The organism is Halorubrum rutilum (assembly GCF_024494565.1).
Genome location: NZ_JANHDN010000007.1, coordinates 170,300 through 190,687, shown reverse-complemented (window position 1 = coordinate 190,687; position 20,388 = coordinate 170,300). Strand labels below are relative to the sequence as shown.

The 20,388-nt window shown below is 71.9% G+C and carries 19 protein-coding genes; 14 read left to right on the top strand and 5 right to left on the bottom strand.

Going from position 1 to position 20,388, the window contains the following annotated elements; translation table 11 throughout:
• Positions 1–7: 7 nt before the first annotated feature.
• A complete protein-coding gene (locus NO900_RS14905) occupies positions 8–271 on the bottom strand; it encodes a MoaD/ThiS family protein (RefSeq protein WP_256409548.1) in 264 nt (87 codons plus the stop codon).
• 302 nt (positions 272–573) lie between these two features.
• On the opposite strand from NO900_RS14905, the gene ubaA reads away from it, so the two are divergent.
• Positions 574–1,437: an SAMP-activating enzyme E1 gene (gene ubaA / locus NO900_RS14900; protein WP_256409549.1), complete on the top strand. Its 864-nt coding sequence runs from the start codon at positions 574–576 to the stop codon at positions 1,435–1,437.
• Positions 1,438–1,949: 512 nt separating this feature from the next.
• Here ubaA and NO900_RS14895 read toward each other — a convergent pair.
• Positions 1,950–2,378 (bottom strand): desampylase, encoded by a 429-nt coding sequence (locus NO900_RS14895; RefSeq protein ID WP_256409550.1) that lies wholly within the window; start codon positions 2,376–2,378, stop codon positions 1,950–1,952.
• 126 nt (positions 2,379–2,504) lie between these two features.
• On the opposite strand from NO900_RS14895, the gene NO900_RS14890 reads away from it, so the two are divergent.
• On the top strand, positions 2,505–2,984 hold the full coding sequence (locus tag NO900_RS14890; protein ID WP_256409551.1) for a DUF302 domain-containing protein: 480 nt from the start codon (positions 2,505–2,507) through the stop codon (positions 2,982–2,984).
• Positions 2,985–3,016: 32 nt separating this feature from the next.
• Here NO900_RS14890 and NO900_RS14885 read toward each other — a convergent pair whose 3' ends face one another.
• Complete coding sequence (locus NO900_RS14885; RefSeq protein ID WP_256409552.1) at positions 3,017–3,481, bottom strand: MGMT family protein; 465 nt, start codon at positions 3,479–3,481, stop codon at positions 3,017–3,019.
• 134 nt (positions 3,482–3,615) lie between these two features.
• Here NO900_RS14885 and trpC point away from each other — a divergent pair, with 134 nt between their 5' ends.
• The 4 genes from trpC (at position 3,616) to NO900_RS14865 (ending at position 7,497) form a co-directional block, all read left to right on the top strand.
• Entirely contained in the window at positions 3,616–4,422 is an 807-nt protein-coding gene (gene trpC / locus NO900_RS14880; protein WP_256409553.1) for an indole-3-glycerol phosphate synthase, read from the top strand.
• On the top strand, positions 4,419–5,723 hold the full coding sequence (gene trpB / locus NO900_RS14875) for a tryptophan synthase subunit beta (protein WP_256409554.1): 1,305 nt from the start codon (positions 4,419–4,421) through the stop codon (positions 5,721–5,723). Before trpC ends, trpB begins: the two co-directional genes overlap by 4 nt.
• On the top strand, positions 5,724–6,623 hold the full coding sequence (trpA, locus tag NO900_RS14870) for a tryptophan synthase subunit alpha (protein ID WP_256409555.1): 900 nt from the start codon (positions 5,724–5,726) through the stop codon (positions 6,621–6,623).
• 82 nt (positions 6,624–6,705) lie between these two features.
• Positions 6,706–7,497, top strand: coding sequence for a 2-amino-3,7-dideoxy-D-threo-hept-6-ulosonate synthase (locus NO900_RS14865; RefSeq protein ID WP_256409556.1), 792 nt, complete (start codon positions 6,706–6,708; stop codon positions 7,495–7,497).
• 53 nt (positions 7,498–7,550) lie between these two features.
• Here NO900_RS14865 and NO900_RS14860 read toward each other — a convergent pair whose 3' ends face one another.
• The gene (locus NO900_RS14860; protein WP_256409557.1) at positions 7,551–9,122 is read right to left on the bottom strand and encodes an HTTM domain-containing protein; all 1,572 of its coding nucleotides are present in this window, start codon (positions 9,120–9,122) and stop codon (positions 7,551–7,553) included.
• A gap of 155 nt (positions 9,123–9,277) precedes the next feature.
• Here NO900_RS14860 and NO900_RS14855 point away from each other — a divergent pair, with 155 nt between their 5' ends.
• Positions 9,278–10,450 (top strand): 3-dehydroquinate synthase II, encoded by a 1,173-nt coding sequence (locus NO900_RS14855; protein WP_256409558.1) that lies wholly within the window; start codon positions 9,278–9,280, stop codon positions 10,448–10,450.
• A gap of 265 nt (positions 10,451–10,715) precedes the next feature.
• Positions 10,716–11,333: a hypothetical protein gene (locus NO900_RS14850; protein WP_256409559.1), complete on the top strand. Its 618-nt coding sequence runs from the start codon at positions 10,716–10,718 to the stop codon at positions 11,331–11,333.
• Position 11,334: 1 nt separating this feature from the next.
• On the opposite strand, the gene NO900_RS14845 is transcribed toward NO900_RS14850, so the two are convergent.
• Positions 11,335–12,861, bottom strand: a complete 1,527-nt coding sequence (locus NO900_RS14845) for a carboxypeptidase M32 (RefSeq protein WP_256409560.1) — start codon at positions 12,859–12,861, stop codon at positions 11,335–11,337.
• 111 nt (positions 12,862–12,972) lie between these two features.
• Here NO900_RS14845 and NO900_RS14840 point away from each other — a divergent pair, with 111 nt between their 5' ends.
• The 6 genes from NO900_RS14840 to NO900_RS14815 all read left to right on the top strand — a co-directional run bounded on the left by NO900_RS14840 (position 12,973) and on the right by NO900_RS14815 (position 20,258).
• The gene (locus NO900_RS14840) at positions 12,973–14,022 is read left to right on the top strand and encodes a threonine aldolase family protein (RefSeq protein ID WP_256409561.1); all 1,050 of its coding nucleotides are present in this window, start codon (positions 12,973–12,975) and stop codon (positions 14,020–14,022) included.
• A gap of 196 nt (positions 14,023–14,218) precedes the next feature.
• Entirely contained in the window at positions 14,219–14,569 is a 351-nt protein-coding gene (locus tag NO900_RS14835) for a DUF2209 family protein (protein ID WP_256409641.1), read from the top strand.
• Positions 14,566–15,921 carry a GTPase HflX gene (gene hflX, locus NO900_RS14830; protein WP_256409562.1) on the top strand — a complete coding sequence of 452 codons (1,356 nt, stop codon included), beginning with the start codon at positions 14,566–14,568 and terminating at the stop codon, positions 15,919–15,921. Before NO900_RS14835 ends, hflX begins: the two co-directional genes overlap by 4 nt.
• A gap of 93 nt (positions 15,922–16,014) precedes the next feature.
• Positions 16,015–17,973, top strand: a complete 1,959-nt coding sequence (acs, locus tag NO900_RS14825) for an acetate--CoA ligase (RefSeq protein WP_256409563.1) — start codon at positions 16,015–16,017, stop codon at positions 17,971–17,973.
• Between the two features lie 72 nt (positions 17,974–18,045).
• Complete coding sequence (locus NO900_RS14820; protein WP_256409564.1) at positions 18,046–18,282, top strand: DUF2061 domain-containing protein; 237 nt, start codon at positions 18,046–18,048, stop codon at positions 18,280–18,282.
• A 191-nt stretch (positions 18,283–18,473) separates the two neighbouring features.
• The gene (locus NO900_RS14815) at positions 18,474–20,258 is read left to right on the top strand and encodes a bacterio-opsin activator domain-containing protein (protein ID WP_256409565.1); all 1,785 of its coding nucleotides are present in this window, start codon (positions 18,474–18,476) and stop codon (positions 20,256–20,258) included.
• Positions 20,259–20,388: the final 130 nt, after the last annotated feature.

The following is a 20,388-nucleotide window of genomic DNA, read 5'->3' as shown; positions in this document are numbered from 1 at the left end:
TGAACCGTTACCGTCCGCCGGAGGCGGCCGGGATGACGCGGACCTGCGCGTCGGCCGGGACCTCGGCGTCGACGCCGTCGACGGGCGTCCCCTCGACGTAGACGTTGATGAACTCCTTGATCTCGCCGTCTTCGAGCACGCTGTCCCGGAGCTCCGGGCCGTGCTCGTCGGCGTGGTTGTCGAACAGTTCGCGGACGGTGGCGCCCTTGACCTCGACCTCCGAGGTCGCGGACCCGCCGACGAGGACGGCCGGCAGCTTGATCGTTGCCATACGTCACGTTCGCGTCCCAGTCCAAAAAGGGACGCGTCGACGGCAACCGCGGCCACGGCCTAACACGACCGGCGTCCCGCCACGGTCCGCTCGCGCCGGTTCCGACCGACGGTCCCGCGTCGGCGACGGGGCGGGGGTTGGCGACGGGAAGCGGGTCGGCGTCGTCGGAACCGTCGCCGGTGTCGTCCCCGGCCGTCCCCGAACGCGTCGCCGGTCGTGCGGACAGGACGCACCTCCGAGATGCCGGCAGGACGCGCCGGTGGGCGGCCGGCTTATGCGTTCGCGGCGATAAGGGCGGCCGAATGAGCGACCTCGATCTCGATCCGACGCAGCTCGACCGCTACTCCAGACACATCATCATGGACGACGTCGGCCCGGAGGGCCAGAAGGCCCTGCTCGACGCCGAGGTGCTCGTCCTCGGGGCGGGCGGGCTCGGCGCGCCGATCATCCAGTACCTCGCCGCCGCCGGCGTCGGCACGCTCGGAATCGCCGACGACGACGAGGTCGAGCTGTCGAACCTCCAGCGCCAGGTCATCCACGGGAACGACGACGTCGGCCGGAAGAAGGTCGACTCAGCCGCCGACTTCGTCGAGGGGCTGAACCCCGACATCGACGTCCGGAAACACGAGCTCCGGGTCACCTCGGACAACATCGAGGACCTCATCGACGGCTACGACTTCGTCGTCGACGGCACGGACAACTTCGCGACGCGGTACCTCGTCAACGACGCCTGCACCCTCGCCGGGATCCCCTTCTCGCACGGCTCCATCTTCAAGTTCGAGGGGCAGGTGACGACGTTCGCCGGCGACGACGACTCGCCGTGTTACCGCTGTCTGTTCCCCGAGGCGCCGCCGGCCGGGATGGTCCCGAACTGCGCGACCGCCGGGGTTCTCGGCGTGCTCCCCGGAACGGTCGGCTGCCTGCAGGCGACCGAAACGGTGAAACACGTCATCGGCGAGGGCGAGTCGCTCGACGGCTCGATGCTGTTCTTCGACGCGCTCGACATGGAGTTCGACAAGGTCGAGATCCCCAAGCAGGACGACTGCCCGGTGTGCGGCGACGACCCCGCCATCGAGTCGGTGCAGGACGTCGAGTACAACGCCTCGTGCGCCATCGACGTCGGCGGCGACGACGAGGCGGAGCCCGAGATCGAAGCGGACGACTGAGGCCCGACGCTCGGCGAAATTTTCTTTTCAGCGAAGCACCGGCCGCGACCTACACTCAAGGAGCGTGAGCGTCAACGACGCGAGCTAACCCAGAAACGATGCGGTGGCGCGCGCCTGCGAGCGGCCGCCCTCGGCGGCCGCGAGGAGCGCGTGCGAGGGAGTCGCGACCGAAGGGAGCGACGAGGCTGGGGAGGCGTGAGGCTGCGGGGCGGTGCAGTCGGGCGGGACTCAAAGGGGCAGAAACGAGGGCGAGTTAGGCGACGAGAGCACCGCAGGGAGGGAGCGAAAGCGACCGACCGAGGAGCGCAGCGAGCGTAACTCGCCCTCGTTTCTGGGGCTTTGGAGGTGTTCACCGGTGATCCGACGTCGACCGCGTACAGCCGAGCGGCTGGGACCGTGGCGGTCTTCACCGCCGACTCGGAATCAACCACGTATAAACGAACGGTCGGGACCGCGAAGCCTGACACCGCCGACTCCGAGACGCACACGCGGATGTCGCGTTCGAACGCGTCCTACCGCTCGCTCCGCACCGAGACCGTCTCCTGTTCGAACGCCTCCTCGTCGCCCCGCCAGCGCCACGAGCCGACGAACGGGTAGCCGTCGAGCGCGCAGATGACGTACGAGTGGTCCGGCCACGTCGCCCGCGCGGCGTCCGTCTCGCTCGGGTGGGTCGGGCCCGTGGGGTGCGAGTGGTAGAAGCCGACCACGTCGAGCCCGTCGCCCTCGATCGTCTCGATGAGCTCGAACTGCTCCTCGGGGTCGATGAGGTAGCGGATCTGGGGCGTGTCGGCGACGTTCTCCGCCTGATACGTGTCGGTGACGACGCTCGGCTCGCCGTCGGTCCCGTGGGTGCCGGCGAGGACGCCGCAGACCTCCGCCTCGCCGCCGCCGTACGCGTGGTAGACGATGTCGTCGTAGACCGCTCGCGAGAGTTCGATCATGGCCGAGCGAAGGCGACTCCGACCGATAAGTCCGTCCCGACCGGCAAGGGCCGCGCTCCGTCACAGGTAGCGGCAGTCGTTGACGGGCTAGCGGAGGGTTTTGCCGCCGCGGTCGGAGTCGCTGGCATGAGCGACGCCGAGCACGGGTCGCCGGCGCCGACCGCCGACGAGGCGCTCCACACGACCCTCGACATGCCGTTCGACGACGCGGTCCCCTTCGTGCAGATCGAACACGAGCTCGCCGACTTCGAGACGGTGCGCGTCACGCGGTTGGACCGGATGATCGAGGGGATGCTCGGCCACGACGACGTCGAGCGGACCGCCCTCATCGTCGTCTGTCACCCAGAGATCGCGTTCGACGCGATCGAGATCGACCCCACGCTCGCCGGGATGCTCCCCTGTACCACCATCGTCTACGAGCGCGAGGGCGACGACCGGGTGCACGTCCACCACACGTCGGCGACGAAGGCGATCCGCGACCTCGGCTGCGCGCCCGCCGACGCCGGCGGCGCGGTCGAGGACCTCGTCGAGAAGACCGGCGAGCTGATGACGGTCGTCTGGGAGAACATCGAGGAGCACGGGCGAGAGCGGGCACCGGAGGGGTAGACCGGCGGAACCGCGGCTTCGAACCGCCTCCGCTACAGCCCCTCGACCCGCCGGAGCGCGTTCCGCACCGCCCCCGGCGTGGCGTGCGGCCCGCCCTGTACCCGGTGGTCCGGGAGGAGGAGCGGGACCGGGTTCTCGTCGAGCGCGTTCCGCACGAGTTCGAGGTCGTCGGGGTCGTCCGCGTCGAGCGCGGCCAGGCGCGTGAGCCGGCTCACCGACACCTCCTCGCCGTAGGGGACCGTGCGGAGCGCTTCGAGGACGTCGCGCCGGTCCGTCGGCACCGTGAGCCCGACGGCGACGTCGGCGAACTCGTCGCGCTCGCCGCGGACGTACGCGCCGATCCGGTCGAGCAGCTCGTGGTCCGGCTCCGCGTCCGCCGGCACGTCCGCCGGGAACGACACCGAGATGACCCGCCCGCCGGCGAAGCCGACTTCGACCGCTCGGTCGAGGGCCGCGAACTCGCGGGCGAAGACGCCCGACGTTCCCGTCGTATTCATACCCGTCACACGACGGGCCCGACGGTTAAAACGAGGGGGCGAATCCCGCGTCGGGCCCGTGCGGCCCACGGCGCGCCCCGCGGACGGCCGGCCCCGCAAGTCTTATGAACAGATACGTGCATTAGTGTACAGTAATGGAGGATACAACCGAGCTGGCCCCCGCGGTCAGGTCGATACTGTCGGCCGCGCGCGACCGGGCGGCCGAGGGCCGAACCGACCGCGTCGACGTCGACCCGCGCGACCTGCGGGCCGCGTTCGACCGCGCCGAGGCCGACGGCCGGGTTCCCCTGATCGCCGAGGTCAAGCCGACGAGTCCGACCACCGACGGCGCCCGCGAGGACGACCCCGTCGCGCTCGCCGAGGGGATGGTCGCCGGCGGCGCCGCGGCGCTCTCGGTGCTCACGGAGCCCGAGCACTTCGGCGGGAGCGTCGCGGTGCTCGAACGCGTCCGCGAGGCCGTCGACGTGCCGGTCCTCCGCAAGGACTTCGTCGTCGCCGAGTCCCAGCTCGACGCCGTCGAGAGCGACGTCGTCCTCCTGATCGCGCGGTTCGTCGGCGACGACCTCCCGGACCTGCTCGCCGCGGCCCGCGAGCGCGGCTTCCAAGTCCTCGTCGAGGTCCACGACCGCGAGGAGCTGACGCGGGCGCTCGACGCGGGGGCGACGACGATCGGCGTGAACAACCGCGACCTCGCGGAGCTGGTCGTCGACCTCGGAACCTTCGAGTCCGTGGCGCCCCACGTCCCGGACGAGGTGACGCTGATCGCGGAGAGCGGGATCGGCTCGCCCGCCGACGTCCGCCGGATGCGGGCGGCCGGCGCCGACGCCCTGCTCGTCGGGAGCGCGATCATGGACGGCGACGTCGAGGCGAACACGCGGGCGCTGACGCGGGCGGAGGCGGACGACGGAGACCACCGAGACACCACGGAGACACCCACATGAGCGAAACCGAGCCAACGACGATCGAGACCGGAGAGCTGTCGCGACGCCCCGGCCGCCAGCGCGGCCGCGAGGACGGGAAGTTCGGCCGCTACGGCGGCCAGTACGTCCCGGAGGCGCTGATGCCGGCGATCGAGGAGCTGACCGACGCCTACGAGCGGTACGTCCTCGACAACGAGGACGGCTTCATGGACGAGTTCCGCGAGCGGCTCGCGGACTTCGGCGGTCGCCCGATCCCGCTTCAGCGGGCCGACCGGCTCTCCGAGCGCTACGACCGCGAGGTGTACCTCAAGCGCGAGGACCTCCTCCACGGCGGCGCGCACAAGCTGAACAACGCCCTCGGCCAGGTCCTGCTGGCGAAGTACATGGGGAAGGAGCGGATCATCGCCGAGACGGGCGCCGGGCAGCACGGCACCGCGACCGCGATGGCGGCCGCCCACCTCGACATGCCCTGCGAGATCTACATGGGCGAGCGCGACATCAACCGCCAGCGCCCCAACGTCTTCCGGATGAAGCTGAACGGCGCCGAGGTGAACCCGGTCACGGCGGGCCGCGGCACCCTGAAGGAGGCCATCTCGGAGACGATGCGCGACTGGGCGACCACCGTCGAGAACACCCACTACGTCATCGGGTCGATCGTCGGCCCGCACCCGTTCCCGGTGATGGTCCGCGACTTCCAGGCGGTCATCTCCGAGGAGGCGCGGGCGCAGGCGATCGAGAAGACCGGCGAGCTCCCGACCGACGTGGTCGCCTGCGCGGGCGGCGGCTCGAACACGATGGGGTCGTTCGCCGCGTTCGTCGACGACGAGGACGTCGCGCTCCACGCGGTCGAGGCCGGCGGCTCGACGCTGGAGGTCGACGAGGAGGCCGGCGTCGCCCCGAACTCCGCCTCGCTGTACACCGGCGAGGAGGGCGTGCTCCACGGCGCGCGCACCAAGCTCCTGCAGGACTCCGACGGACAGATCATGGAGAGCCACTCGATCTCCTCCGGGCTCGACTACGCCGGGGTCGGCCCGGAGCTCGCGTACCTCGTCGACGAGGGGCGCGTGAGCCCCGTCGCCGTCGACGACGACGCCGCGTTGGAGGGGTTCCACCGGCTCTCGCGCACGGAGGGGATCATCCCCGCGCTGGAGACGGCGCACGCCTTCGGCTTCTTAGAGGAGCGCCACGAGGAGCTCGGCGAGCGCGTCGTCGTGAACGTCTCCGGGCGCGGCGACAAGGACCTCGACGCCGCCATCGAGGAGACGGACAAGCGCGACGTCGACGAGGCGCCGGACATGTCGATGTTCACGGGGGGGATCTGAATGGCGGAGACGGGCAACTCGGCCGCGATAGCCGAGGCGTTCGCCGACGGCCCCGCCTACGTCCCCTACCTCGCCGTCGGCGACCCCTCCTACGAGGCGTCGCTGGAGTACGTCCGCGCGCTCGACCGCGGCGGCGCCGACGTCATCGAGCTCGGGCTGCCCTTCTCGGAGCCGATCGCCGAGGGACCGACGATCCAGGGGGCGCTCGTGCGCTCGCTCGACGGCGGGATGACGCCGGACCGGTTCTTCGCGTTCGCCGAGGAGCTCGACGTCGACGCGCCGCTCGTCTGCATGACGTACTACAACCTCATTTATCAGTACGGGGATAGCGAGGCGCAGCGCGCCTCGGACGCGAGCGGTGAAACCGCGAGCGAGACCGGCCCCCGCCCCTTCGTCGAGCGCGCCGCCGCGGCCGGCATCGAGGGGCTCGTCGTCCCCGACCTCCCGGCCGAGGAGGCCAACCCGCTGCGGGAGGCGTGCGACGAGTTCGGCCTCGACCTGATCTTCATCGTCGCGCCGACCACGGTCGGCGACCGGCTCGACCGGATCATGGGTCGCGTGTCGGGGTACGTCTACGTGCAGGCGCGGCTCGGGACGACCGGCGCGCGCGACGACGTCTCCGACCAGACCACGGAGAGCCTCGACCGGCTCGCCGAGTACGACGTGCCGAAGGCGGTCGGGTTCGGCATCTCCTCGGGCGAGCACGCCGAGCGCATCGTCGCCGGCGGCGCCGACGGGGTCATCGTCGGCTCGGCGCTCGTCGACATCGTCGCCGAGGGCGTCGAGGCGGACCTGTCGACCGAGGCGGTCGCGGACCGGCTTGAGGCGCTCTCGCGGGAGCTGAAGGCGGGCGCCGAGCGCGGCCACGCCGCCCGCGTCGGCGCGCCCGAGTCGCGGTGACCGGGGGTTCGAGCCAATACGACCCCGAACGAAACCCACTTACCTGCGATTGCCACACTCTCACACAACGACCGAACCCACCATGACAGCAGGACTCTCGGCACGACTCGACCGCATCTCCACGAACGACCGGTACCTCATCGTCCCGATGGACCACGGGATCACGATGGGCGCCGTCGACGGCCTCGTCGACATCGAGTCGACGATCGACGGCGTCACGCGCGGCGGGGCAGACGCGGTCCTCACGCAGCGCGGCGTCGCGGAGCGCGTCCACCCGAACAAGAACGGCGCGGGCTACATCGTCCACGTCAACGGGTCGACGACGATCGGCCCCGACGAGAGCGACAAGCGCGTCACGGCGACCGCCGAGGACGCGGTGCGCGCGGGCGCCGACGCGGTCTCGTTCCACATCAACGTCGGCTCCGACCACGAGCCGGACCAGATCGAGGAGCTGGCGGAGCTGACCGCCGACGCCGAGCGTCTCGGGCTCCCCGTGCTCGCGATGGCGTACGCGCGCGGCCCCGGCGTCGACGAGACCGACCCGGAGTCGCTGGGGCACGCGGTCCGGCTCGCCGAGGAGCTCGGCGCCGACGTGGTGAAGACCGGCTACTCCGGCGACGGCGACTCGTTCGCCCGCGTCACTGAGTCGACCCGGCTCCCGGTCGTCATCGCCGGCGGCTCGAAGGGGACCGACCGCGAGACCGTCGAGATGGTCCGCGGCGCGATGGACGGCGACGCGTCCGGCGTGTCGATGGGACGGTCGATCTTCCAGCACGAGGACCCGGAGGGGATCGCCCGCGCCGTCTCGGCGATCGTCCACGACGACGCCGGCGTCGACGAGGCGCTCCGGGCGGGCGGGTTCATCGAGGCGTAGGGACGCCTCGGGACGCGTTGAATCGCTCCGCGTCGACGAGGGGGAACGACGCGTCAGCAGGCGGCGGTGATACGCTTCTGCGGCTCCGGCGGTCCGACCGGCCCGGTCGGTCCGACCTCCTGTTCGACGTGGAAGACGGTCACCGACTCCACGCTCCGGTCCGCTCGCTCGCAGACGTACGCCGCCACCGGGCGGTACCGCGTCTCGCCGGCGTACCGCGTCCGGTGTCCGAACTGGTGCCAGAGGGTCGTCGGGTACGTCTCAGCGGCGTCCGGGGGCCGGTCGAACGCCACCGCCCCGCCGCCGAGCGCGTCGACCGACTCGCCGGAGTCGAGGGTGGCCCGGACGACGTACCAGCTGGACGTGTCCGGCGGGTTCGGCGCGAAGAACGACCAGCTCACCTCCGACAGGCCGCCCGTCGACTCCGACGCCGGGAGGTCGACGAGCCCGACCCCCGCGGCCTGCCACCACACGAGCGCGACGAAGAAGCCGACGAGCAGGACGGCGGCCGCCACTCGGACCCCGCGGCGAACCCCCGACGGGACCGACGGCGCCGACGCGGTCGCGTCCGCGCTCCCGCCGTCGCTCCGGAGCGCGGGGGCCGCGAGCCGGGCTGGGACGCGGGCCTTCGAGGCGACTCCCTCGACGGCGTCCCAGACCCGCGGCGGGAGGAACAGCAGGAGGACCGCGATCATGACGAACGGGAAGACGGCGAGACGCATCGTCGCGGCCATCCCGAGGTGCGCGGCGACGAACGACAGGACGACGCCGGTCCTGAGTCGCTCGGACGGGACGAGCAGCAGGACGGACGCCGCGAGGAGCGCGATCCAGAGCCAGTTCACCGCCGCGAGGACCGCGGTCCGTTCTGAGATGAGCGGGCCCAGTCCCACCACGAACTCCTCCACCTGATATATCCGCGGGACCGCGACGCCCGACATCCACGCGTCGCTCCGGTACTTGGAGACCGCGTTCGCCGCGTAGATCGACACGAGCGTCAGGAGGGCGACGGCCGTCCCGAGCGAACAGACTCGCCGGTCGCTTCCGGTTCCCCGCTCGTCGCCGTCCCGTTCGTCAAGGTCGCCCCGTCCGTCGAGTTCGTCCCGGTCGCGACGGTCGCTCCGCCGGCTCCCGCCGAGCGACCACCGGGCGTCGAGCGGGAGGAAGAGCGCCAGGAACAGGAACGCGACCAGGATCGTGTTCCCGCCGTTGATCACGAACGGGTTCCGGGCGTACAGCGACGCGAGGAGGACGAGCGAGACGGCCGTCGACGCCCGCGTCCGGTAGCCGACGAGCAGGCAGACGGCGGCGCCCGCGGCGAGCGCGAGCAGCGCCGCCTGGACCCGCGCCGACCCGGACACCGCGTGGATCGAGACGGCCTCCAGCGTCGGGTACACCTCGGCGAGCGTCGAGCGCGGCAGGACGCCCTCGTCGGTGTAGAACGCGCGCAGCCCCGGGAGCCGGTAGACGAGCAGGTCCCCGAGGAGCAGGAGCGCCAGCGCGATGCGGAACGCGCCGAGCGCGCGCGGGTCGACCCCGAGGCAGGGGGCGGCGCGCTCGCGGAGGGCGTCGCGCGTCGCGGCGTCCCGGGGGGCCGCGTTCGAGAGCCGCTCGCGTAGTGGCGTCATTCGGTGCTTCGGGTCGTAGGTGCCATCTCAGCGATAAGTGCTTTGTCGTCTCCGGAGGCGCGGCGTCGGGCACGGCGTCCGACCGCGTCGCAGCGTCGGCCGCAACGCGCGACCCTTCCGCAGTTTTCAAGCCCGCCCGCCGTGAGGTTCCGACAATGACACGCACGGTCTGGGTGAAGGCCGACGGGAGCGTCGGCGACTGGGAGGCGCGCAAGCGACGGGTCACGGCCGCCATCGAGGCCGGCGCGGACTGGGTGCTCGTCGACGAGGCGGACGTGGGGCGCGTCCGCGAGCTGGGCGACATCTCGGTCGCGGCGTTCCGCTCCGAGGCGGACGTCATCGACGACGCCGAGAGCGACGCCGAGGCCGACGCCTACTTCGTCGGCAAGGGCGGCGAGGGCGACGGGACGATCGACCTCCCGGACGACTTCTCCGGCTCGGCGGACCTGACGACGGTCCGCCGGCGCGACGACCGCGCGCAGGGCGTGTACGTCCGCGTGCTCGGGACCGAGTACGAGCGGTTCGCCGAGGAGGCGGCCGCGGACGCCGAGTACACGATCGTCGTCGGCGAGGACTGGTCGATCATCCCGCTGGAGAACCTGATCGCGCGGGTCGGCGAGGAGACGCACCTCGTCGCCGGCGCGACCACCGCCGCCGAGGCCCGGACCGCCTTCGAGACGCTGGAGATCGGCGCCGACGGCGTGCTCCTCGACTCGGGCGACCCCGACGAGATCCGGGGCGCGGTCGACGCCCGCGACGCCGCCGACCGCGAGACGCTCGACCTCCGGCACGCCGAGGTGACCGCGGTCGAGCGCACCGGGATGGCCGACCGCGTCTGCATCGACACCGGCTCGCTGATGGACGACGACGAGGGGATGCTCGTGGGGTCGATGTCGCGCGGGCTGTTCTTCGTGCACGCCGAAACCGCGGAGTCGCCGTACGTCGAGTCGCGCCCCTTCCGGGTGAACGCCGGGGCCGTCCACGCGTACGTCCGGAACGCGGAGGGCGGCACGAACTACCTCGCGGAGCTCTCCAGCGGCGACGAGGTGCAGGTGGTCGACACCGACGGCCGCACCCGCGAGGCGATCGTCGGGCGCGTGAAGATCGAGAAGCGGCCGATGTTCCGGATCCAGGCCGAGGTGGAGACCGATGAGGGCGTCGACCGCGTGGAGACGCTGATCCAGAACGCCGAGACGGTGAAGGTCGCGACCGCTGACGGGAAGAAGGCGGTCACCGACCTCGAGGAGGGCGACGAGGCGCTCGTCTACTACGAGGACGTGGCGCGGCACTTCGGCGAGGCGGTGGAGGAGAGCATCATCGAGAAGTGAGTGGCCGAGCGAACGCGAGGCCACTGTAGCGAGCCGGCCTCCGCCGGCGAGAAGCGAGACCGAACGACGTGAGGTCTCGTGGGGAGCGGTGAAACCGCGAGCCGAGCGGCCGAGCGAACGCGAGGCCACTGTAGCGAGCCGGCCGAGCGAACGCGGTGCGACCACCGCCGACGAGACCGCGACAGCGAGCGAACCCCGGCCGCCGAGAAGCGGCCGAGATCGTGTCGACCAGAACGCATTTCACGTCGGTTCGTGATCGGCTCCTATGGCAGTCGCGAACGAAGGCGGTCGTCGCGTCGCGGAGTTGGGATTCGTCGAGCGGGTTCGGCACCTCGCGGAGGCCGCGAATCCGGCGTTCGCGGCCGGGAGCCTCCTCGTGCCGCTGGCGTTTTTCGCCGCGAGCCTCGCGCTCGCGAGCACCGAACTGCTCTTCTACACGCACGTCGCCGCGGGCGCGGTGTGGTTCGGGTTCGCGCTGATCTTCCCGGCGATCATCGGGCCGACGCTGGGCGGGCTTGACGAGGAGGCGTCGGCCGCGGTGAACGCGGCTCTCATTCCGAAGGCCGTCTTCTTCCTCGTCGGCTTCTCGCTCACGACGGTGCTCTCGGGGACCGTCCTCCTGACGCCCGGCCTCGGGCTCGGCTACGGGTTCGCCGGGGCGTGGTCCGGGCTCGCGCTCGGCCTCGGCTGGGGGCTGTTCGCGTTCGGGCTGGCGGTGCCTCACCGCCTCCAGCTCAGCGCGTACTACGAGACGCTCTCGCCGGAGCCCGACGCCTCGCGGCTCGAATCGATCGAGAGGAAGAACCTCGTCGTCGGGCTGTTCGAGGCGGCCGTCATGCTCGCGCTGATCGTCCTGATGACCGGGTTCCGGCTGGGCGTCTGAGCTATAGCCCGTACAGCTCGCCGTACTTCGCCTCGACGTAGTCGGTGAACGCGTCCGCCGAGAGCGCCTCGCCGGTCGCCCGCTCCACCAGCTCGTTCGTCTCGTAGCGCGAGCCGTGCCGGTGGACGTTCTCGCCGAGCCACGCCTGGAGGTCGTCGAAGTCGCCGTCGGCGACCTTCGCGTCGAGGTCGTCGATTTCTTCCTCGGCCGCTTCGAACAGCTGCGCGGCCATGACCGAGCCGAGCGAGTAGGTCGGGAAGTAGCCGAAGTTGCCGTGGCTCCAGTGGATGTCCTGGAGGCACCCCTCGCTGTCGGTGTCGGGCCGGATCCCGAGGTACCGCTCGTACTTGTCGTTCCAGACCTCGGGCACGTCCTCGACCGCGAGGTCGCCGCGGACCAGGTCGCGCTCGATCTCGAACCGGACGACGATGTGGAGGTGGTAGGTGAGCTCGTCCGCCTCGACCCGGATGAGGTTGTCCTCGTACACCTGGTTGACCGCCTCGTAGGCGTCCTCGACCGTGGCCTCCTCGGTCTCCGGGAACCGCTCTTTGAACCGCGGGAGGAACAGCTCCCAGAACGCCCGGCTCCGGCCGACGTGGTTCTCCCAGAGCCGCGACTGCGACTCGTGGACCGAGAGGTCGCGGTCGTCGCCGAGCGGGGTCCCCCACTCCTCCCGCGGGAGCCCGAGGACGTACTGCGCGTGGCCGTACTCGTGGATCGTCGAGCCGATCGCGCCGAGCGGGTCGGACTCGTCGAACCGGGTGGTCACCCGGCAGTCGAACTGGTTCCCAGACGTGAACGGATGCGAGGAGACGTCGAGGCGGCCGCGGTCGAAGTCGTAGCCGACGAGTTCGAGCGCCTCGCGGGCGAGCGCCTCCTGCTCGTCCTCGGGGAAGGTCCCCTCGAAGGTGTCGACGGCGAGGTCCGCGTCGGACTCGCGGATCGCGTCGATCATGGGGACGAGCGTCTCGCGGAGCTCCTCCAGGATCGACTCGGCGCGACCGATCGAGAGGCAGGGCTCGTACTCCTCGAAGAGGACCGCGTAGGGGTCCCGGTCGGGGTCGATATGCTCGGCGTACTCCCGCTTGAGCTCGACGTGCTTCTCCAGGTAGGGGGCGAACGCCTCGAAGTCGTCCTCGGCCTTCGCCTCCTCCCACGCCTGAAGCGCCTCCGAGCCGGTCTCGGAGATCTCCTCGACGAGCTCGACCGGGACGGCGTCGGCGCGCTCGTACTCGCGGCGGACCTCGCGGAGGACCGCCTCTCGTTCGTCGGTGAGCTCGGCGCCGTCGAGCGCGTCGAGCAGCTCGCCGGTCTCCTCGTCGGTGATCATGTCGTGTCGGACCGACGAGAGCGCCGAGAGCTGCTTCGACCGGGCGGGCGTGCCGCCCTCGGGCATCATCACCTGCTGGTCCCACCCGAGCACGCCGGCGGCGCTCCCGACCGCGTTCCAGCGGCGAACGCGGTCTAGGAGGGCCTCGTACGCCTCGGGGGCGTCGGTCGCGTCGTCGGCCGCGGCTTCCGTTGCCATACGCCATGGATCGGCCGCGTCGGTTAAGAAGGGACCGAACACGGACTCCTCGGAGCGGCCCGCCCCCGAGCGCGACCTATTTCCGGCCGGCCGCCGAACCGCCGGCAACGGATGGACATCGACGAGGACACCATCGACCTGCGATCCGACACCGTCACCGCGCCGTCGGCCGAGATGCGCGAGGCGGCCGCGACCGCCGAGGTCGGCGACGACGTGTACCGCGACGACCCGACCGTCAACGAGCTGGAGCGCCGCGCCGCCGAGGCGGTCGGCGCCGAGGCCGCCCTCTACGTCCCCTCCGGGACGATGGCGAACCAGATCGCCGTCCACGTCCACACGGAGCCGGGCGAGGAGCTCCTCCTGGAGCGCGAGTCGCACATCTACCGGTGGGAGCTCGCCGGCGCGGCGAAGCTCTCCGGCGCGCAGACACGGACGGTCGACGCCGGCGAACGCTGCGTCCCGACCCCGGAGGAGGTGCGCGAGGGGCTCGTGAGCGAGGACCTCCACCGCCCCGGCACCGGCCTCCTGTCGCTGGAGAACACCCACAACTACCGCGGTGGGGTCGCGGTCCCCGTCGAGGGGATCGCCGCGGCCGCCGACGTCGCCCGCGACGCCGGCGTGCCGGTCCACCTCGACGGCGCCCGCCTGTTCAACGCCGCGGTCGCGCTCGGCGTCGACGCGAGCGCGATCGTCGACCCGGTCGACAGCGTCACCTTCTGCCTCTCGAAGGGGCTCGGCGCGCCGGTCGGCTCGGTCCTCGCCGGCGACGAGGGGTTCATCGAGGAGGCGCGCCGCGTCCGGAAGCTGTTCGGCGGCGGGATGCGACAGGCCGGGATGATCGCCGCGCCCGGCCTCCTCGCCTTGGAGAACGTCGACCGGCTCGCCGAGGACCACGCGAACGCCGAGCGGCTCGCCGCCGGGCTCGACGCGCTCGACGGGGTGAACGCGCCCGCGCCGGACACCAACATCGTCGTCGCGCACTCCGACGAGGCCGAGATTCCGGCCGCCGACCTCGTGGAGGCCTGCAAGGCGGCCGGCGTCGGTTGCGTCGAGTTCGACGAGCACACGACGCGGTTCACGACCCACCTCGACGTCCACGCGGACGACGTCGAGGAGGCGGTCGACCGGATCGGCGACGCGGTCGCGGCGCTGTCGGCCTGAGGGGGCGGCGGTGCCGTCAGCTCGGGGAGGCGTCCGTCCGCGGCCCGGAGTCGCCCGACCGGCGCGCACGCCACGGAAACGTTCAACTCGGCGGGCGACGTACGCGGGGCCATGGAACCGATATCGACCGGTGCGGCGTCGCGGTCCAGGCGAACCGAGGTGGCCGGCGCCCGTCCCTGAGGTCGTCGGCGTCGACATCAGCGGCCGCCACGAGGAGGACGGCGAGTACCTGATGGTCGCGGCCGCGGTCCGCGCCCGGATCGACTCGACCCGGATCCGGTCGGTCGAGGGGACGGGGTTCGCCGCCGCGCGCGAGGGGCCCTCGCTCGACGCGACGCTCGAGCTCGTGGCGACCGCGGTCGGGAACTTGCCGGAGCCGCCGGACGGCCCGATCGTCGCGGAGCACGGCGAGTTCTACGAGGAGCCGGCCGAGCGGGTCGGGCCGAGCTTCCGACCCGAGTTTAAATACGTCGAGAGCATAGGGGAGCGCGAAACAGTGCAGGCAGCACACCACGCCGCGTACGCCGCCCGAGACCTCCTCTTATGACGGGGAGCGTCGAGGGCGCGGACGCCGACGCGGACGCCGAATCGGTCCCCCGAGAGCGGCGGGCGGTCGTCGCCAAGCGCGTCGACGCCGGCGACGCCGACCTGGCCGAGATCCGCCAGCTCGCCGCGGCCGCGGGGTACGAGGTCGTCGGCGAGCTCTCGCAGACCCGCACCGAGGACGCCGCGTTCATGTTCGGCGAGGGGAAGGTCGCGGAGCTGCGCGAGCTCGTCCGCCGGACCGACGCCGGCGCCGTCATCGTCGACAACGACGTGGGGCCCTACCAGACGTTCAACGTCGGCGGGAAGCTCCCCGAGGGCGTCGAGGTGATCGACCGGTTCACGCTCATCCTCGAGATCTTCGGCCAGCGCGCCAACACCCGGAAGGCGCAGCTGCAGGTCGAGCTCGCCGAGCTCCGGTACGAGCTCCCGCGCGCCGAGGCGAAGGCGAGCCTCGCGAAGCGCGACGAGCGCCCCGGGTTCATGGGGCTCGGCGAGTACGACGAGAGCGTCGAGCGCGACATCAAACGCCAGATCTCCGAGATCCGCGACGAGCTGGAGTCGATCGCGGAGAAGGAGGAGGCGCGCCGCGAGCAGCGCCGCGACTCCGGCTTCGACCTGGTCGCGCTCGCGGGGTACACCAACGCCGGGAAATCGACGCTGATGCGCCGGCTCGCGGCCGAGATCGACGTCGACGAGAACGCCGACCGCCACCCCGACCTCGACACCACCGCCGAGTCGCAGGACATGCTGTTCACCACGCTCGGCACCACCACGCGCCGCGCCGAGATGGAGAAGCGCGACGTCCTGCTCACCGACACGGTCGGGTTCATCGCGGACCTGCCCCACTGGCTCGTGGAGTCGTTCGAGTCGACGCTCGACTCCGTCTACCGCGCCGACCTCGTGCTGCTCGTCGTCGACGCGAGCGAGCCTGTCGAGGCGATGCGCGAGAAGCTCGTCACGAGCCACGACACCCTCTACGAGCGCAACGAGGCCCCCGTCGTCACGGTGTTCAACAAGGTCGACCGGCTCGCGCCCGGCGAGCTCGCCGACAAGCGCGGCGCGCTCTCGGGCGTCGCGCCGGACCCGGTCGCCGTCTCGGCGAAGACGGGCGCGGGCGTCGCGGAGCTGCGCGACCGCGTCGAGGCCGAGCTCCCCGACTGGGAGCGCGAGCGGCTCGTCCTTCCCGTCTCCGACGAGGCGATGAGCCTCGTCTCGTGGATCCACGACCACGGCCACGTCGACGAGGAGTCGTACGCGAGCGACCAGGTGACCGTCGACTTCGAGGCCAAGCCCTCGGTCGTGGCCCGCGCCCGGTCGAAGGCGGCGGGGCTCGCGCCCGCGGAGTCGACGTAGACGACTCGGCGGCGCCCCCCTCCCCCGGTCGGCCCCTCTCATCTCCCGGGGTTTCGGACAAAGTATACATTCCTTCACTTGCGAACGGATACCATGGACGACGCCGGAGTCGACGGCCGACGGCGGGACCGACTCGTCGCCGACGACGACGCGGTCGAGCCGCCGACCGGGTTCAGCGAGCGGGCCGTCGCGAGCGATGAGGGGGTGTACGACGCGTTCGCGGCCGAGGGGCCGGCGGCCTGGCGCCGGGCCGCCGACCTCCTCGACTGGGAGCGCCCGTACGAGACGGTGCTCGACGACGGCGATCCGCCCTTCTACGAGTGGTTCCCGGACGGCCGGCTCAACGCCGCGGCCAACTGCGTCGATCGGCACCTCGACGAGCGCGGGAACCAGCTCGCGATCCGGTGGTTCGGCAAGCGCGGCGAGCGGCGATCGTACACGTACCGCGACCTCCACCGCGAGGTGAACGCGCTCGCGGCCGGGCTGCGGGAGCTCGGCGTCGCGGAGGACGACGTGGTGACGCTGTACCTCCCGATGGTCCCGGAGCTGCCGATCGCGATGCTGGCGTGCGCCCGGATCGGCGCGCCACACAACGTCGTCTTCGCGGGGCTCTCGGCGGAGGCGCTGGCGACGCGGCTCGACGCGGCCGACTCGTCGTACCTGATCACCTGCGACGGCTACTACCGCCGGGAGGACGCGTTCAACCAGAAGTCGAAGGCGGACAACGCCCGGCTCCGGGCCGACGCCGACCTCGCGGCGACGGTCGTCGTCGACCGGCTCGGGGACGCGCTCGACGTGTCGCTCGGCGACGACGAGCACGGGTACGAGCCGCTCGTCGACGCGCACGACGGCGAGACGGTCGACCCGGTCGCGCGCGACGCCACCGACCTCCTCTTCGTCATGTACACCTCCGGGACCACGGGGCGCCCGAAGGGCGTCGAGCACGCGACCGGCGGCTACCTCGCGCACGTCGCGTGGACCACCCGGAACGTCCTCGATGTCAGACCCGAGGACACCTACTGGTGCGCCGCCGACATCGGGTGGATCACCGGCCACTCCTACGGCGTGTACGGTCCGCTGTCGGTCGGGACCACGACCGTCCTCTACGAGGGGTCCCCGGACTACCCGGACCGCGACCGCGTCTGGGACCTGATCGAGCGCAACGCGGTCAGCGTCTTCTACACCTCCCCCACCGCGATCCGGTCGTTCATGAAGTGGGGCGCGGAGTACCCCGACCGCCACGACCTCTCGTCGATCCGCCTGCTGGGCACTGTCGGGGAGTCGATCACCCCGAAGGCGTGGCGCTGGTACCGCGAGCACGTCGGCGGGAGCGAGGCCCCGGTCGTCGACACGTGGTGGCAGACCGAGACGGGCGCCATCGCGCTCGCGACGCTGCCGGGGGTCACGCCGATGAAACCGGGGAAGGTCGGCCCGCCGCTGCCCGGCATCGACGCGCGCGTCGTCGACGAGGACGGGGAGCCGGTCGACCCGGGCGAACCGGGGTACCTCACGATCGACTCGCCGTGGCCCGGCATGCTGCGCGGGCTCCGCGAGGGCGACGAGCGCTACCGCCGCGAGTACTGGGTCGAGGCCGAGGACGGCTGGCGCTACCGCACCGGCGACGGCGCGACCGTCGACGAGGACGGCTACGTAACCATTCTCGGTCGCGTCGACGACGTGATCAACGTGCGGGCGCGGCGGTTCAACACCGCCGAGCTGGAGTCGGCGATCGTCGGCGTCGAGGGCGTCACGGAGGCCGCGGTCGTCGGCGACGGCGACGGCGACATCGTCGCCTACGTGACGACCCGGAGCGACGTCGAGCCGGACGAGGCCCTCAGGGCGGCGATCGGCGACGAGCTGGCCCGCTCCGTCGGCGACCTCGCCCGCGCGGACCGGACCGTGTTCACCCCGGACCTCCCGAAGACGCGCTCGGGGAAGATCATGCGCCGCCTGCTGGAGGACATCGCCCGGGGCGAGGAGTTCGGCGACGTCAGCGCGCTCCGGAACCCCGAGGTCGTCGGCGAGATCGAGTCGTCGGTTCGCGAGGAGTAACCACAAATAGTTTCTTTGAAGATAGTTAGAAACGTCTATGGGTTTCTTAAGCGTCGCGTCCGACCCGTCGGTATGGGAACGCTCGTCTCCCGCTCCGCGCTTCACGACCGGAAGCGAGCGGTCGCGAAGACCCTCTGCTACCGCGCGCTCATGGTCGCGATCACGGTGCTCGTGGCGTGGGCGGTCGTCGGAGACGCGGGCGCCGCCGTGAACATCGGACTCGTGGCCAACGTCGTCAAGACCGCGACGTACTACGCGTACGAGCGGCTGTGGGACCACGTCGCCTGGGGGATCGCCGACGGCGTCTGAGGGGGTCGTCCTCGCCCCGGCGGAGCGAAGCTCGTTTCGTAAATAATTCGAAAACCGAAACAGAACGCGGTCGGGATTACCCGCTCAACACCGTTTTTCCGGGTCCGTCGAGAGTATATTAGCTTTAGAGCCGTTTGAGTGGAGACGGGCGGAACTCTTTTGCTTCGGGTTTCTATGTATTTACGAAACCGATGGTCACCGAGCTCGACGCCGACGCGTACGACGCGCTCGTGGCCGCCGCCGAGACGTACCGCGCCGCGGTCGCGGTTCGACTCGCCGGCGAGGCCGGGCTGCGGACCGCCGAGATACCCCGCGTCGCGCCGCGGCACCTCCGGGGCCCGGGGGTCGCCTCGGAGGTGTGTCTCCTCGCGGTCCCGGCCGACGACACGGGGGAGACGATCGACCGCGAGACCGCCGTCCCGGCCTCGCTGGCGGCCGAGCTCCGACGGTACGCCGAGAGCGAGGGGCTCGGCGCGGGAGAGCCGTTCGTCGGCGTCTCGCCCCGCCGCGTCCAGATGATCGTGAGCGGGACCGCCGAGCGGGCGGCGGCGCGGAGCGGCGGCGCGGTCCCGGCCGACGTCACGCCCCGCGACCTCCGCCGCGCCTTCGCGCGCCGGCTGCTCGTCGACCGCGGCGTCGATCCCCACGCCGTGCGCGAGGCCGGGGGGTGGGAGACGATGGGGACGCTGGACGAGTTCCTCGGCCCGCTCGACGGGCGGGAGATCGCCGAGGCGTTCGCCGCCGCCGGGGCCGTCGGGACCGGCGGGGCCGCCGGAGGGGCGGGGACCGCCGGAGGGGCGGGGACCGCCGAGAGCGCCGAGGCGACCGGCGACCCGGACGGGGGAGAGCCGACCGCGCTCGGCGGGTTCGAGGCCCTCGCCGACGGCGAGGACCGGAGTTCGCCGCTCGCGACCGTCCCGGAGCGGCTGGCCGAGTCGGATCGGTGGGCCGAGGCGTGGGTGGTCCGCGGGTCGACCGACGGCGGCCGGACGGAGGTCGTCGGCGCCGCGGGCGTCGAGCGGGAGGTCCTCGTCGACCGCGGCGTCACGCGGGAGGGCCCGTGGCTCGACGCGATCGAGGCGGGCGACCCGGTCCTGACGGACGGCGAGCCGACCGCCGACGGGCGACCGGGGATCGCCGTCCCGGCGAGCTACCGGGACGTGACGCACGGCGCGCTCTGCGTCGTCGCCGCCGACGGAACGCCCGTCTCGACGGCCGAGCGGCGGGAGCTGGTCGCGCTCGGCCGGTGTCTCGGTTGGGCGGTGACGGCCGGCCGGTGGCGGGACCTCCTCCACTCCGACGCCGTCACCGAGGTCGAGTTCCACACCGCAGACGACGGGGCCTTCCTCGCCCTCGCGAGCGACGCCCTCGGCTGTCGGATCGAGCTCGACTCCACCGTCGGCGTCACCGACGAGGCCTCTCGGCTGTACCTCTCCGCCGCCGGGGCGAGGCCGCAGGGCGTCGCCGACGTCGTCGACGACGCCGACGGCGTCTCCGACCTGCGGGTGATCGAGACCAGAGAGGACGGCTGCGCGGTGTCCGTGCGCGTCGAGGGCGGGTCGGCGGTGCGAACGCTCACGGAGCACGGCGCGACCGTCCGCGACGCGACCGCGGAGGACGGCCGCGTGCGAGTCGTCGCCGATCTGCCCGAGGGCGCCGACGTCAGGCCGGTGGCCGACGGGCTCCGGGCGGCCTTCGACGACGCCCGGCTCGCGAGCAAGGAGTCCGTCGCCCGGTCGTCGCGCTCCGAGTCCTCGTTCCGCGAGGGGGTCGCGGAGCGGTTCACCGACCGCCAGTGGGCCGCGCTGTCGGCCGCGTACCACGGCGGCTACTTCGACTGGCCCCGGGAGAGCACGGCCGAGGAGGTCGCCGACGCGATGGACGTCTCCTCCCCGACGTTCCACAACCACCTCCGGAAGGCCCAGCGCGCGCTCCTCGACGGCCTCTTCGAGCGGGACGACCGGGAGCGGCCCTGAAGCCGGATCCGGGCCTCCCGGCGCGGGTGCCGCGGCGCCCGATCCGGACCCGAGACGGCCGCGAGCGGCGCCGCGAATCCGTCACGATTTTTCGTATTTAGCGCCAGCGTTTATATGGCGAGATCGGTTG